The organism is Paenibacillus sp. LjRoot56, from assembly GCF_964253335.1.
Classification (GTDB): Bacteria; Bacillota; Bacilli; order Paenibacillales; family NBRC-103111; genus Paenibacillus_E; species Paenibacillus_E allorhizoplanae.
The window spans coordinates 1,377,477-1,391,516 of sequence record NZ_CAXURV020000004.1 but is presented as its reverse complement, the minus strand read 5'-3'; the positions used below and the strand labels follow the sequence as shown (position 1 = coordinate 1,391,516).

The 14,040-nt window shown below is 41.4% G+C and carries 13 protein-coding genes and 3 pseudogenes; 10 read left to right on the top strand and 6 right to left on the bottom strand.

Annotation, left to right across the window (positions count from 1 at the left end; all coding sequences use genetic code 11):
• Positions 1 to 13 precede the first annotated feature (13 nt).
• The gene (locus tag ACSQ8O_RS31970; RefSeq protein WP_436244943.1) at positions 14 to 1,279 is read right to left on the bottom strand and encodes an IS110 family transposase; all 1,266 of its coding nucleotides are present in this window, start codon (positions 1,277 to 1,279) and stop codon (positions 14 to 16) included.
• Between the two features lie 458 nt (positions 1,280 to 1,737).
• Between ACSQ8O_RS31970 and ACSQ8O_RS31965 the strand changes: the two genes are divergently transcribed.
• The 3 genes from ACSQ8O_RS31965 to ACSQ8O_RS31955 are packed head-to-tail and all read left to right on the top strand — an operon-like array spanning position 1,738 to position 5,557.
• Positions 1,738 to 2,568, top strand: coding sequence for a vWA domain-containing protein (locus tag ACSQ8O_RS31965; protein ID WP_436244942.1), 831 nt, complete (start codon positions 1,738 to 1,740; stop codon positions 2,566 to 2,568).
• Positions 2,569 to 2,576: 8 nt separating this feature from the next.
• Positions 2,577 to 3,341, top strand: a complete 765-nt coding sequence (locus ACSQ8O_RS31960) for a hypothetical protein (RefSeq protein ID WP_056625497.1) — start codon at positions 2,577 to 2,579, stop codon at positions 3,339 to 3,341.
• 14 nt (positions 3,342 to 3,355) lie between these two features.
• Positions 3,356 to 5,557: a protein kinase domain-containing protein gene (locus ACSQ8O_RS31955; protein WP_436244941.1), complete on the top strand. Its 2,202-nt coding sequence runs from the start codon at positions 3,356 to 3,358 to the stop codon at positions 5,555 to 5,557.
• 328 nt (positions 5,558 to 5,885) lie between these two features.
• On the opposite strand, the pseudogene ACSQ8O_RS31950 reads toward ACSQ8O_RS31955, so the two are convergent.
• Positions 5,886 to 6,119: pseudogene (locus tag ACSQ8O_RS31950) on the bottom strand (transposase); the annotation flags it as partial.
• A 17-nt stretch (positions 6,120 to 6,136) separates the two neighbouring features.
• On the opposite strand from ACSQ8O_RS31950, the pseudogene ACSQ8O_RS31945 reads away from it, so the two are divergent.
• The 3 genes and pseudogenes from ACSQ8O_RS31945 to ACSQ8O_RS31935 form a co-directional block, all read left to right on the top strand.
• Positions 6,137 to 6,388: pseudogene (locus ACSQ8O_RS31945) on the top strand (NPCBM/NEW2 domain-containing protein); the annotation flags it as partial.
• Positions 6,389 to 7,014: 626 nt separating this feature from the next.
• Entirely contained in the window at positions 7,015 to 7,515 is a 501-nt protein-coding gene (locus ACSQ8O_RS31940; protein WP_436244940.1) for a hypothetical protein, read from the top strand.
• A 173-nt stretch (positions 7,516 to 7,688) separates the two neighbouring features.
• On the top strand, positions 7,689 to 8,075 hold the full coding sequence (locus ACSQ8O_RS31935) for a DUF3139 domain-containing protein (RefSeq protein WP_436244939.1): 387 nt from the start codon (positions 7,689 to 7,691) through the stop codon (positions 8,073 to 8,075).
• 234 nt (positions 8,076 to 8,309) lie between these two features.
• On the opposite strand, the pseudogene ACSQ8O_RS31930 reads toward ACSQ8O_RS31935, so the two are convergent.
• The 4 genes and pseudogenes from ACSQ8O_RS31930 to ACSQ8O_RS31915 form a co-directional block, all read right to left on the bottom strand.
• Positions 8,310 to 9,459: pseudogene (locus ACSQ8O_RS31930) on the bottom strand (IS110 family transposase).
• 154 nt (positions 9,460 to 9,613) lie between these two features.
• Positions 9,614 to 10,333, bottom strand: a complete 720-nt coding sequence (locus ACSQ8O_RS31925) for a DUF4386 domain-containing protein (RefSeq protein WP_436244938.1) — start codon at positions 10,331 to 10,333, stop codon at positions 9,614 to 9,616.
• 59 nt (positions 10,334 to 10,392) lie between these two features.
• Complete coding sequence (locus ACSQ8O_RS31920; RefSeq protein WP_436244937.1) at positions 10,393 to 10,617, bottom strand: helix-turn-helix transcriptional regulator; 225 nt, start codon at positions 10,615 to 10,617, stop codon at positions 10,393 to 10,395.
• A 1-nt stretch (position 10,618) separates the two neighbouring features.
• Entirely contained in the window at positions 10,619 to 11,065 is a 447-nt protein-coding gene (locus ACSQ8O_RS31915; protein WP_436244936.1) for a hypothetical protein, read from the bottom strand.
• 99 nt (positions 11,066 to 11,164) lie between these two features.
• Between ACSQ8O_RS31915 and ACSQ8O_RS31910 the strand changes: the two genes are divergently transcribed.
• From ACSQ8O_RS31910 to ACSQ8O_RS31895, 4 genes are all read left to right on the top strand, one after another.
• Positions 11,165 to 11,311 (top strand): hypothetical protein, encoded by a 147-nt coding sequence (locus tag ACSQ8O_RS31910; protein ID WP_436244935.1) that lies wholly within the window; start codon positions 11,165 to 11,167, stop codon positions 11,309 to 11,311.
• A 44-nt stretch (positions 11,312 to 11,355) separates the two neighbouring features.
• Complete coding sequence (locus ACSQ8O_RS31905) at positions 11,356 to 11,802, top strand: hypothetical protein (protein ID WP_436244934.1); 447 nt, start codon at positions 11,356 to 11,358, stop codon at positions 11,800 to 11,802.
• Positions 11,803 to 12,458: 656 nt separating this feature from the next.
• On the top strand, positions 12,459 to 12,725 hold the full coding sequence (locus tag ACSQ8O_RS31900) for a hypothetical protein (protein ID WP_436244933.1): 267 nt from the start codon (positions 12,459 to 12,461) through the stop codon (positions 12,723 to 12,725).
• A 393-nt stretch (positions 12,726 to 13,118) separates the two neighbouring features.
• A complete protein-coding gene (locus tag ACSQ8O_RS31895; RefSeq protein ID WP_436244932.1) occupies positions 13,119 to 13,880 on the top strand; it encodes an SDR family oxidoreductase in 762 nt (253 codons plus the stop codon).
• Positions 13,881 to 14,040: the final 160 nt, after the last annotated feature.

The following is a 14,040-nucleotide window of genomic DNA, read 5'->3' as shown; positions in this document are numbered from 1 at the left end:
GATAATGTTTATGTTAAGCTGCTAATGCAAAGATTTTATCTGGGTTGTATGCTTCATCACTACGAGTCATTCCTACTAAAAGTCGAGCTAACTTTCCACATAAATTCATAATAGACTTCATCTTTTTAAGCTTTTTCACCTGAACATTGTAGTGGTGTAAGGCTTTAAATTCTTGGTTACTCATGACCATACACATCGTAATTAAATAGAGAAAGTGACGCAGACGTGGACGGCCTCGTTTGCTGAGCTTCAGTTGCCCCTTCCATTTCCCAGAGCTTGCTTCGGTTATATTAAGTCCTGCATGACGGAGTAGTGCATTCCCGTGCGCATAACTACTAAGATCCCCAGACTCTCCTAAAACACCAGCTAGAGCAATTGGACTTATTCCAGTAATGGCAAGGATTTTGCCTGAATAGGGGATACGATCAACAACGTCTTTGGCTTCTTTTTCTATCCTCTGCAGTTGTTTAGTGGCTAAGTCATGCTCCTCAAGGAGCTGCTCTAGATGGAGTTTGTAAGCATGTGTTGCCTGCCTAGATCCAACAGTTTTCTTGGCAAGATCGATGAGTAGATGAGCTCTACGCACACCTGAATGCCGTTTCATTGATTTCTGCCATCCTTTAATTACATCGTCAGGACTTAGTTTACATAGGTCCGCCGGGAGCGGAAAAAGTCGAAGGGTTAACAATGCTCCCTTGCAAGTTAAGATCTTAAAGACTTGTCTTAGTTCAGGGAAAACAATGTCAACCCAGCGGTGGATCTGGTTAACGGCACTTACGAGGCGTTTAACGACTGTTTCTCGGTTAGCCATGAGAATCCGTAGCTCCTCATACTCAGAGGAGTGGAAACGGACAGGGGAGTAGTAGCCGTTTTTCACCATGTCGGCAATAACTAAAGCATCTTTTTTGTCGCTTTTAGAGCGTGTATTGTCGCGGTTTTCTTTATTCTTTTTAACTAGATGAGGATTAACAAGTACGGCTTCAATTTCATTATTTTTAAGCCATCCGGCAAGGCTTAACCAGTAATGGCCGGTGGGTTCCATACCAACAATTATTTGAGACAGTTTATATGAAGCTAACAAGTCACGAATCCAACGGTGGAGAGACTTAAAGCCTTCTTCGTCATTACTGAACTCAAGAGGATTGCCTAGAGCAACACCGCGAAAGTTAACTGCTCTAGCAACATGGGCCTCCTGAGCAATGTCTACACCTACAACAATATGATTAAAGGTAATGTTTTCAATGAGTTGATTTTGCTTATCTTGTGATTTAAACTTCATAGTAGAGCGTCCTCCTGGATGATGGAATTAAAGGGCTTTTGACCCGTTGCGTACTTCCATCGTACTGAGGCGCTCGTTTTTTTACAAAGCTGAAATTTATCCATCTACAGGAATCTAACGAAGAACGATAGTTGAGGGGCTTGCTTCGCAGCAGCTCCTCTTTTGTTATTCAAGTAAACATTCCTATTAGTGCTAAGAAATGGACTTTGAAAGAAAAGAAGCATCTCGGTATGATGGGTTTATCACGGGTTTTACCCAATGTCACCGTGCCTCCAAGTTCAGAATTTTTGCTTCAATAGCGTCGTAGTCTCCCACGCACATGGTACATGCAATAGCACGTTCCATGTCATCCACATGAATCTCTTTTCCAATCCTGCCCAAATTTTTTTCAATAAAAGCACAAATCCTCATTCCCACCGGAATATGATTAACTATGTACAGGATTAAGGAGGTAAACTATGTACTCAGCAGAAATCAGCCGCTCCAATCCGTCTTGCTTTCTGTTTATTATTGATCAGTCCGGTTCCATGTCCGACCCTTTCGGAGCTAGCACCAAAGCCGATAGTGTATCCGATGCCATCAATCGGTTATTGCAGAATCTCATTATAAAGTGTGCGAAGTCGGAGGGGATACGCGATTACTTCCACGTTGGTGTGATCGGCTATGGCGCCAGTGTTGGGCCGGCCTTCGGTGACGTACTTGCCGGAAAAGAATTAGTACCGATTAGTGAAATCGCGGATAATCCGTCAAGGCTGGAAAAGCGTCTGAAGAAAGTTCCGGACGGTGCTGGCGGTATTGTTGATCAAATTGTAAAGTTTCCAATCTGGTTTGATCCAGTCTCAAACGGCGGGACACCCATGTGTCAGGCGATGAATTCCGCCTATACCATTCTGAGTCAATGGATCAGCGAGTATCCTCATTGTTTTCCGCCAGTGGTCATCCATATTACAGATGGAGAATCCACCGATGGAGACCCGAGTTCTGCAATGGAACAAATAAGAGCACTGGCTACGGACGATGGGAACGTCTTTCTATTCAACTTGCATATTTCCAGCAGACCGAATGCGGTTAGTGTGAGTTTCCCGGAAACCGCGGATGGGCTGCCTGACCAATTCTCGAGGCTGCTCTACGAAGGATCCAGCAATCTAACGCCATTTATGATGTGGGTGGCCAATCAGGAGCATCAATTGAATCTTTCGGACGGAGCAAGGGGATTTGTCATGAATGCAGATCTAACCCTTGTAGTCCAAGCGCTTGATATCGGTACGCGTCCCGCCAATCTTAGATAGGGGTTGCTATGGTGCAAATTGCAAGTGAATGTTTTTCATTGCAAAAGGCGGGAAATCGCAAAGAGGAATATGAAGATGCGTTCAACACCAGTATTTTTGTGAATAAGGATACTGCGTATCATCGATTCGCCATAGCGGATGGGGCGAGTGAATCCTCATTCGCTAATATATGGGCGGGTTTACTCGCTGGCTATTATTGCAAGGGGAAAATGGATAGTCATCAGCTCCACAACTCCATCCCCAAATTGTCCAAAGATTGGAAGAGAAAGCTAAATACCAAAGACCTTCCCTGGTACGCTCAAGAAAAGCTGAACAGCGGGGCATTTTCTACGTTAGCTGGAATTACTTTTCGTTTGACGGATACTTGGTCAGTAGAGTTTGATGCGATTGCGATTGGTGATAGCTGCATGTTTCAAATTCGGGATGAACAAATTGAACACTTTTTTCCACTGGCTTCCGTCGAGGATTTTCATAATAGACCGATTCTCATTTCGAGTAACGGAGCTTATAACCTTCATCTTCAAGCATCCGTGAAAAATTGGAGCGGTACAGCTCAAGCGGGAGATTCCTTTTGGTTAATGACCGATGCCTTGGCCTGCTGGACTTTGACTCGCTACGAGGAAGGCACCAATGTAATCAAGCAAATACACGGGTTAACCTGTGAAGATGACTTTATCCGTTTGGTGGAGGCAGAAAGAAAGCTAGTTCGCCGCGACGGCAGCTTTTATCTAAGGAATGATGATGTTACTTTCATTCGAGTAAATCTTATGTAAGGGGAGATGAGGCGATGTTTTGGCCCACTCCACAGGATTATAGGGAAGCGATTCAAAATCCGCACATTTGTTTTCAGGACCCGGAGCTTCAATCCGGACTCCCTGAATTGGATAAGCTTGGACTCCCTCGCCCCATTTCTGGCAGCTTCGCCAGTGTTTACAGAATCAAGTGCGGACTTTCGGAATGGGCGATCAGGTGTTTTACCAATAATGTGAAGGATCAGAAGGACCGTTACGATGCCATCAGCTCGCATTTAAGCTCAGTGAATCTACCGTATATGGTTCCTTTTGAGTACCTCTCTGAAGGCATAAAAATAAATGGCAATTGGTTCCCTGTCGTAAAAATGCAATGGGTTGAGGGGGAATCGCTGCTTTACTACATCCAAAGAAATTTGCATAACGTTGAAATTTTAAAAGGACTAGCAAATCAATGGCTAAAAATCATTAATGAGCTGCACATGGCAAACATTGCGCATGGTGACCTGCAGCATGGCAACATATTGATTCACAGGGATGAAATTATTCTGATCGATTATGATGGCATGTATGTACCAGGCTTAAACGGCATGCTAAGCAACGAGCTCGGTCACAGAAATTATCAACACCCCGGAAGAGTCGTAGAGCATTTTGGGCCATACATCGATAACTTTTCGGTCTGGGTCATTTTGATTGCAATATTAGCCGTTAGTGTGGATGCTTCGTTATGGAATTCGCTTGGCGCGGGAGAAGCTGAAGAAAGTCTCCTCTTTCGACAAAAAGATTTTGTCTCCCCTGGCGAATCACGCGCTTTTGAATTACTGGAGCTTGTTAATGATGAAACGTTACGTTCTTTAGTAAACTGCTTTCGTGATGTCATGGCATTAGAGGTGCCGAATGTGCCAAAGCCTCCTGATCCCGAATCACAGGTTAATGTTGTTCATCACCCAGCCGCTTCTGTCTCTTCTGTCTCTGCCGACTTAGCAACGAAATTAAATACTTATCTAACAGCCTTCTATGATAAATTCACTATAAAGAAGCGGTTAGCCGTTGCCCAATCCCAACCGGAAACATTGGATCCTGTTGATTCGTCGTGGGTACTTGATTATCTTACAGCAGAAGCAAGGCCATTCAGGCCTCTGCCCACATATGGGCTCGTTTTAGAAAGAACCGTTTCATTCTCGGTCATAACCCTCACGGCATTGGCTACAACTGTTATGTACGGAAAGGCTCCGATTACAGGTTTAGCATCCTGCACTGCTTTGGGTTTAGTTATTGAAATTGCCTTTTTGAGCTGGCGTTATGTGAAGCTTCCCACTGTTATGGAAAAAAGAACCACGTCTGAAAAAATAAAGGAACTTTATGGTGCAGCCTCCGATCTGACAAGCGAATTGAACAAAATTAACTATATCAAGCAAGAGCTCCAACAAATGGAGGAAAACAAGATTAATGATCTATTACAAAGGCAAAGGGAAATATCGGAACGAGTAAAGAATGAAACCGAAGAAGTAGAGAAGGAACTCTGGAGTCAGATAAGCGAAATCGCTGGTGAAAGACAAACCATAGATCAGGAGGAACATACCGAACTTGCCGGCTTATTGGCTTCATTCCGAAAAACTTGGCTGGAAGATCAATTAAAGAAGCATACGATTAGCAAAGAAAAAATACCGGATATTGATGATGAAATCAAACGGCGTTTAAGATCAAATGGAATTCGTACTCCGGCTGATTTTTTGGATATTAATATATTTCAGTCCTATGGTCGTAAAAAAATTGAAAAGGTATATATGATATTAAAAAATGGTGGCTCGGTTCATATAGAATTGAGTCCATCCCAAGCGAAAGCACTAGTAGAATGGAAAAAAATGATAGAGCGCAAGTATAGACCTAATATCCCCCAATCCATGCCTCCAGGTGAAATCACTGCCTTAAAATCAAAATTTAACGAAAGGAAATCAATATTAAATAACGTAGAACAAACTTATAAAACAAGGGCACAGGACCTGATATCTACCATTAAGCAAACATATAGTCCGGAGCATGACCTCTTAAAGAGGGAAGAAGATGCCGCCAGAATCATCCTGAATAACGAGCTCAATCAATTCGACAAGGAGATTTTTGAAATAAACAAACACCTATTAGGGGAAAAATGGGAGCTTAACCATTTGAGCAAGAAAATGGATTCTTTTAAGGACATTAATTTTTTGAAATTCTTAAGGAAAGTATTCCTTTTTATTTGATGAAAACACGGAAGCACCGTGCCCGAAGGAGATTTTTTCTTGCGTGCACTGGTGTTTTTTTGTGTTCAACACACAAATGTGCCTACACTGTAGTCTTGAGACACAAATCCACCTACCTTATAGGAGTTCGATTTTCATGTTCGTTCACACAAGAAATTCTCCGATTACCAACAAATTAATCCTAACCGCTCAGCTAAACCAGCTAATAACTTGTCAAGATTTTTCAATAGAAAATCGAGAAGATGGTGCTATACTAATTACTGATCATGCCAAATAACCCTCCAAAATTGCTTTGGAAAGTTTTTCATTGATTACGTTTGATTTCCAATCAAATCAACTCAAGGTATGTTTCTTTTCGTTTAAGCATGGCAAATATCCAATGTAGTAACTTGTTCACACATGCGATCATCGCTACTTTGTGAGGTTTTCCTTCGGCCATTTTTTTGTCGTAAAAAGATTTGAGCTTCTTACTCCCAGTGCGCCTCAGCCCGCAGAGCACAGCCATGTACAATGCGTGCCTGAGTCTGCTGGAGCCACGTTTTGTGATCCTATTAATCGTAGCCGTATTATCCTTTAAATGGGCAATTTTCTACTTTTACTGCAAAATTGGGATTGAGGAATGACTATCAAAATTCGAAGAATATATTAATATTCGCAATCGAAGGTGATGGTAAGGAGCTCTATTCCAGTGAAATCAAAGCAGGTGATTTTCCGGATGATGTGTCAGTAAGTGTGAAAGGTGTAAATAAACTCACGTTTAAAGTTACATTGAAGGTGGATGGACTCGGAGATAGTGGTATAGGATTATTTAACCCGACACTTACGAAATAGTAAAATCCAATACGGGACTGCCAGTATGAAAATAGGCAGTCCCGTTTTTATCGGGTGATAAGAACATTATCTTGGACTCGGCAACTCATACAGTACACATATATTTTCTAAATACAATAATTAACTTTAAACGCTAGTTAGATAATTTCTTGCAACTACTTATGAATGGAAGTATTTGATATGGCACGTACCAAAACAGTTACGAGTGAAAAAAATTTATGCTTGGCAGGAGATTGTGGAAAGCCTATCATAGCAAAGGGATTATGTGCTATACATCATCAAAGACTGTTCAGAACAGGCTCCACAGAGCTAAAATCACAAATGAAGCAGAAGCAGTTTCTTCAACGTGTATGTAGAGTGGCTGAATGCAATGATCTGAGTGTTAAGCTAGGTTTATGCCAAATGCATTTAATTGAGTTTCAATTATAAGTTTTGATTGTGAATACATTATAAGTTCATTACGTTAACGGGACACTATAGTTGAACAATCAGGGAGCAGATCACCGCGGCCGGCAGCAGCTCCTTTTTCATTAAGCTAAGGGCAGATTAGCGTAACAAATGACCACGTTAGATTGTCTGTAATATAGGGTGTTGGATGTTGGGTGAAAATGGGAGTGAGCCTACTAATGCAGAAATCGATATTTTATGCCTTATTATCGCTATTCTTACTTGTTGCAATCGTATATGCGGGTTATCACCTATTTTGGTTCCTAATGACAGAACGCCCCGTTCCTAAAACACGAACGATCGTGACAGAATTAAAGGTTTCAAACGTTGAATTGTTTGGACCAGCAACTACGGACTTGCTTCATACAAGTCCGTATTATTATGCTTTTAAAGCAAAAAAGGATGGAAAGCCAGTCATCATTGTTGTTGATCAGTATTTTGGTCGTTCGGAAAAGAAACATCCTCTAGTTAATCATTCTTACATTTTTATATATCCCCATCCAGAAAACATTCAAGAAAATAGGATCGAAGTGTCCGATGGTCAAGATAAATATGAAAGTGCAGCGATTAAACAAATCATATTTACTGGAGGAAGTCCTACTAATCTGATTTTTGAATTAGAAGATAAAAAGGTAATTAACACTTATGATTGGGGACTGCATTTACTTAAAGACTACTAATGTATTCGACCGATAAGAAGATCGCCACATTTTCTGGAGATAAATAGAAGATATTTGAGTTGGATTGCGACATTGAAGGCAACTGGCAGGTTCACAATTAACAGGCTTATATATTTGGAAGAATCGTTGCGCTAACGTAGGAACGATAGTTATATAAACCAGACGAGGTTCACGTGCAGATTAATTTATTATGCAATGATGTAGAATGGGGTGTTATGGTGAGAAAATTAATGAAATGGATACCAGCAATATTAATAATTGGACTTTTCATCACACCCTTCGTTTTCGTACAAGTAAATAAAATAATTTATGCAAATAAAGTGACTAACTACCTTTTAAATGAACAACATTACAAGAAGAATGAAATCAAATCGGTTAAAGGAATCTGGGGTATTAAATTACCGTCATTTTACACGGTTGTTGTATTTGAAAATGAACCGTACGTTGAGTACATATACTTTGCCCATAATAACGTAATGCAGTTTAGCCATAGTATTACAGAAGAAGGTAAACGATTAGGAATCACAGACTCAGCTCTTAAAAATATTATCGTGAAGTAAACAAAACTCGTTGTAACTAAGCAATTCAACTAACGGGTAACGTTACTTCAATAAACTACAATGAGGCTGCCACCGAAAAACGAGTGGCAGACTCATTAAGCTAAACCAGCTAATAACTTGTCAAGATTTTTCAATAGTAAATCGAGAAGATGGTGCTATACTAATTACTGAGCATGCCAAATAACCCTCCAAATTGCTTTGGAAAGTTTTTCATTGATTACGTTTGATTTCCAATCAATTCAACTCATGGTATGCTTCTTTTCGTTTAAGCATGACAAATATCCAATGTAGTAACTTGTTCACACATGCGATCATCGCTACTTTGTGAGGTTTTCCTTCGGCCATTTTTTTTGTCGTAAAAAGCTTTGAGCTTCTTACTCCCAGTGCGCCTCAGCCTGCAGAGCACAGCCATGTACAATGCGTGCCTGAGTCTGCTGGAGCCACGTTTTGTGATCCTATTAATCGTAGCCGTAAACTTTCCCGAGATGTGAACACTGGGATCTACGCCAACAAAGGCAACGAGCTTTTTAGGATGATTAAACCGATCAATCTCACCAACTTCAGAGATAATCGTTGCCGCGATTTTCTCACCGATGCCGGGGATGGATTGGATAATCTCATATTCTTCAACTTCATTAGCGAGTGCATCTATTTGCTTTTCGAGGGTAGATAGATGCTCTTTATAATGGAGAAGCATGCTAATGTACATATTCATACTAAATAAGTGACTTTGATATGGCGCTTTGCGAAACGGATTTCGAATTGCAGCTGCCATGAGCTTCTGAGCCTTTTCTTTAGCCCATTTTTCTGAACGACCTGCACATAAAACCGAAATCTTTTCGGTTAATTTAGCTTCACCAGCACTTAGAACGTCCTCAGACGTTGGAAAAGCTAACAAGGTTTGCAGCGACACCACAGAGTACAAAGCCCCATAAACGCCCCTAAACTCCGGAAATACCTGATCTAACACCGCTTGGAATTGAAGTTTGATCTGAACGAATTGTCCCGTTACCGATTCATGCTGTCTTGTGAGATTGCGCAGGTTTAGTAACTGCACACCTCTAGTCTTACGATGCTCGAAGTCCTCCTTGTAAAAAAAATCGCATAAGGCATAAGCGTCAATGGCATCTGTTTTTACTTTACGTAAACTCGAAGACTTTTTCGATTGATAAGACAGAATCGGATTAACAACAATGTAGAAGTAGTTCTGATCATCTAGAAACTGGGTGACAGGAGCATTGTAATGGCCTGTAGCCTCTAGAATAACAGTAGGTTTTTGTTCAGTCGTGGCTTCAAGATCCTTTAAAAGCTGATGGAAAAGCTGCAGTCCCTCTCGTGTATGAATGATCGTAAAGCTCTTTCCGTAGGGCTGTCCTTTATCCAAGAAGGCCTAGCCCTGACTTTCTCCTTTTGCAACTACCGTTACTAAACCTCTAAAATACAAAAGAGGTCAACCAGTAAAAACTGGTTAACCTCATAATACGAACGGGCAGTTATGCGAGGTATTCATTTAAGAATCCGCCTTATTTAGGTGTGTGCTAATATCTCGCCGCTTTCGTATTTGGAGACATGGAAGCAAGTGCAGACTCATTGAATCCTTTAAAGATGAGCCACACCGCGAGAATCATTTCATTGGCTGCTACTGGCAGCGCCAAAATAGCACCCCAAACAGAAACTTGTTGAATTACACCGAACATTACTAACAAGGCATAAATAAAAACAAGAGTTGCCCCAGTCATACCTAAGATGGATATAAACCTGGGTACGAGCTTGGATTTATAAAATATATAACTGTACATCATCGTATTGATGCCCAGCATGAAAAGGGGGCCTAGCAAAAATGTCCAGTCATGTATTGCTTTTAATAAAGTGCCTGAAACTTGAAAAGAGGCAGTATCCGGGGCTCCTGTTGCTACAAATTCCCGGCTTAACGTCACTAGGGACAGTACGCTGATTACACCAACAGTAATGATAACCGCTTCAAGAAACCTGAAGCAAAGATGCCAAAGAGCTATCGTTTCATTATACTTTCTTAAAAACGGAAACATTGTAGTTGCAGTACCAACTGCTGAAACAACAAGTATTAACTCCATAAGCGCTCCCAGTATCACCTGGTTGGCATATTTAGAACCTTGAATCAGGTAATCGGGATCATTTAGGATAGGTTTGTATAAAATAAAAGCAGCTATCATCGACGTAACCGCTGCAAGTATAAACAGTACTCCCACAATTTTTGCAGTTTTTTTGTATGAACTCATTTTTTTATCTCCTTTTTTAATAAATTCATCGTCAGTAAAAGTAATGATATTCCTAGTTCTTACTCCTGTGTGTTATCCCCGTAAAAGAATACCTCTTCCAAAGGTAAGTTGAAGGCGTGAGCAATGCGAAAAGCCAGTTCCAGAGACGGGGAGTAGTTACCCTTTTCCAGGGCCACAATTGTTTGTCTGGTTACGCCCACCTTGTCAGCCAACTGCTGCTGGGTCATTTCATCATGGTTGAATCGTAATTTTCGGATGTGATTGCTGACAAGATTTTTGCTCATATTAGACTCCTTTCCGATAGTGATAAAGTTTCGTAACGGAGCCGGTCAAATCCGAGAGAAATCCGGAGGCGATCAGGATCATGAACATCGCCTGCGACGGCATATCGATGACCAGCGATCCCATGGCAATAAGAAAGCCGATGATAAACACGAAAAAAGAAATTCGGTTCGCTTTCAATTCAATGAGCTTATCCAGTTCATCCGCGAACTTCGGTTCCTTTTCTCTGGTCGTTATTCGAAAGACGATGTTAAAAATAATGCTGATAATGATATGAGCGACTATTGAAACCAACATCAGTACCAGGACGAAGGAACCCCAAAAGCGAAAGGTTTCTGTCGACTCCAGCCCCCCTTCGGGGAACTGCGGATACATGTACAAGCAATAAGCTCCGAAAATGAGTATGGTGCTGATCAACGATACGATGCTCTTCTTTTCTTGATAGGTCATGGTACACGGCTCCTGTAATGTATTTTTTACAATAAGTAAAGCATTCTATACATAATGTTATCAAAAATAACCACAATGTCAAGTTGGATTTACATTTTGATGGCTGAAGTGATTGGATTTCAAATGATAGGTCAGCTCATTACGCTAATGGAAAACGATAGTTCAACACAATACGGCTGCCGCGGGGGAGCCGTCATTGCGCTAACTGGCAGTATAGCACAACTGAAATTTCCCTTTTTCGTCTAATGTAGTAAGAAAGGGGAGGGCTAATGTACCGATCTTTTAGTAAGATGATTCTGTCAGTAATCCTATTGTTCACGCTCATTCTGCTTGTTTCGTTGGCATCAGGTTGTATGAAAAAGGAAGAGTTGAAAACGAGCACTGGAATTGAACCGCCGAATCCCAAGATAATGGTAGACGGGAAAAACGTGCCTTTCCTGCTAGGATCTTACCAATGGAAGGGTGCTATCGCCGACGCACCTCAGCCGTTGAAATTAGCCGAGCATGTCAAACCAGTTAACGCTTCGCCGTCATCACTGCTAAAGGTGGAATTTGACTACAAACCTAATGAGTTGAAACTCACCGCATGGGCAACCGACGGAAGACTAAATTATAGCGAACCTATTGATGGCTATGAAGCCATCCTTCCCGCTGAAAAAGGGCGTTGCATCTACACTTTATCGGGTGTTTGGAAGGAAGGACACGGGGAATACGTGTTTGTTATAGATATAAAATAAAGATTGTGTTCGATATCTGTCCAAAAAATACAGGAAGAAAATCGATTGAACTAACGAATACGATAGCTCAATATAGGAGGTTAACTTCAAATTAGCATTCATCATTTTGAAATCATAATTGAACGCTTTAAAAATAAGGAGTTTGGAATTGAAGAATTACAGAGCAGATTAAACACATCTCCTCCATTACCAGAGTCAACAATACCGAGTAAGACATCAGAAAAACTTTTCCATGACCTGGATAATGAGTTAGAGCTAATCCTATACACACGATTGGAATCTAATCATTATGAACTAGCGGTCAAGATTTTAGATTCGTTTATTAATTCATTAAAGTAACTAAATTGAGCTAACGGCGAACGTTACATTAATAAGGACCACCGGCTGCCGTGCAGTCGATCCCTATTTTTTTGAATTAACGGGCAGAATCGTGGAATAAAGAGTGTGGCTTAGAAGCTTCCTAAAATGAGATTAACCCCGTAGAAGGGGTCTTGGTATTGGATCAAGAATATGAATGATTTTGTCCAGATTGGCAGTCCGTTAATGTCTTTCTTCTACTAGAATTCTGCCGGATATCCGGCAAAACATCGGAACCATGATCCAAAACGGAGCCACAACTTGCTGGGAGCAGTATCCGAATTTTCTTGAATCCGGACATGATTACCCGAAGTCACTGCCCTGCATGGTCTTCAGCGCCAACTTACTTTTTGGGAAGAGAAATCCTTGACGTGCGCAGACTTGCACCGAGATGGACGCAAGCTGAGATTGCACCTGTACCAAGTGGTCTTTCTAGGGCGAAAGGCAGCGTTCCGCATCCAGCAGGAGGTAAAATCGATGTTTCATGGAAACTAGATGCCGCGAAACAAAGCTTTCAATGCTTCAGAGGCAAGGGGCTGTCACATGTAGAGACATCAACGTGGTGACGGCCTCTCTTTTTTAAGTAACAAAACACTGCTTGATCATTGGATTAAATGCCCGACCTTGAGATGCGTAAATAAAATTAGATCAGATATGAGGGGAATGTCACACTTTGAAGTTGCTAATTGTCTTAATAGTGTAAAAAAAAAAGGAGGTCAAGACGGGAAATTAGAACCGATTCTGGATGCATTGTTGTGGATATCGGATATGAGCGAAGAGGATAATATAAAACAATTGATGTCACACATTCAGATCGCCAATTGTCTTTATAGTGTTACACAAAAAGGGTAGGTAATCGTTATGGCACAACGTATTAACTACTATGAAGCAATCACTAAATCTTTTCAAAAAACATTACAAGCCCTTATTTATGGCTATAAAAACTAGGAGGAATTAATATGAAAATTGTGGTTATCGGTGGTAGTGGACTTATTGGAAAAAAACTTGTAAACAACCTTCGTCAGCTTGGTCACGAGGTAGTGGCAGCATCACCTTCTTTAGGGGTCAACACGATCACAGGTGAGGGGCTTGCAGAAACGCTCGTCGGTGCACAGGTTGTCGTCGATGTGTCAAATGCGCCTTCATGGGAGGATCAGGCAGTTTTGGATTTCTTCGTTACGTCTAATACGAACCTTCTTGCTGCTGAAGCTACCGCTGGAGTAAGTCATCATGTTGCATTATCGGTTGTTGGTACTGAACGCCTTCTCCAAAGTGGTTATTTCCGCGCGAAACTGGCTCAGGAAGAGCTAATCCAGAATTCCAAAATTCCTTATACGATCGTCCGCGCGACACAGTTCTTCGAATTCATCGGCGGCATCGCCGATGTAGCTACAGAAGGGGAAATAGTACGATTGCCTTCAGCCCTTATGCAGCCAATCGTTTCGGATGATGTTGCAGCCGCGCTTGTCGATTTCACACTTGCGGCGCCAGTGAATGGCATTGTCGATGTGGCTGGACCAGATCAGATTCGTATGGACGAACTCGTTCGACAATTTTTTAGCGTAACGAAAGACACACGCCAGGTTGTCACAGATGCCAAAGCGCCCTACTACGGCTCCGTAGAGGTGAATGATCAATCTCTTGTTCCAACTGGTAGCAACGCTCGAATTACCACTACGCACTTTAAGGATTGGCTTAGCCGTTCCATAGTCCAAGTGTAAGCAACTAAAGCGATAACAGTGTTAGAAATGAAGGAGAACCGGCAACTACGGGGCTCCTTTTTTGTTTTTTGTGACAATGACTTAGATAGAGCGGTAACCATGCTTGGATTCTGTATAATTATTCCCTTGAAGTGACACAATGAATTAGAAATCATGATTA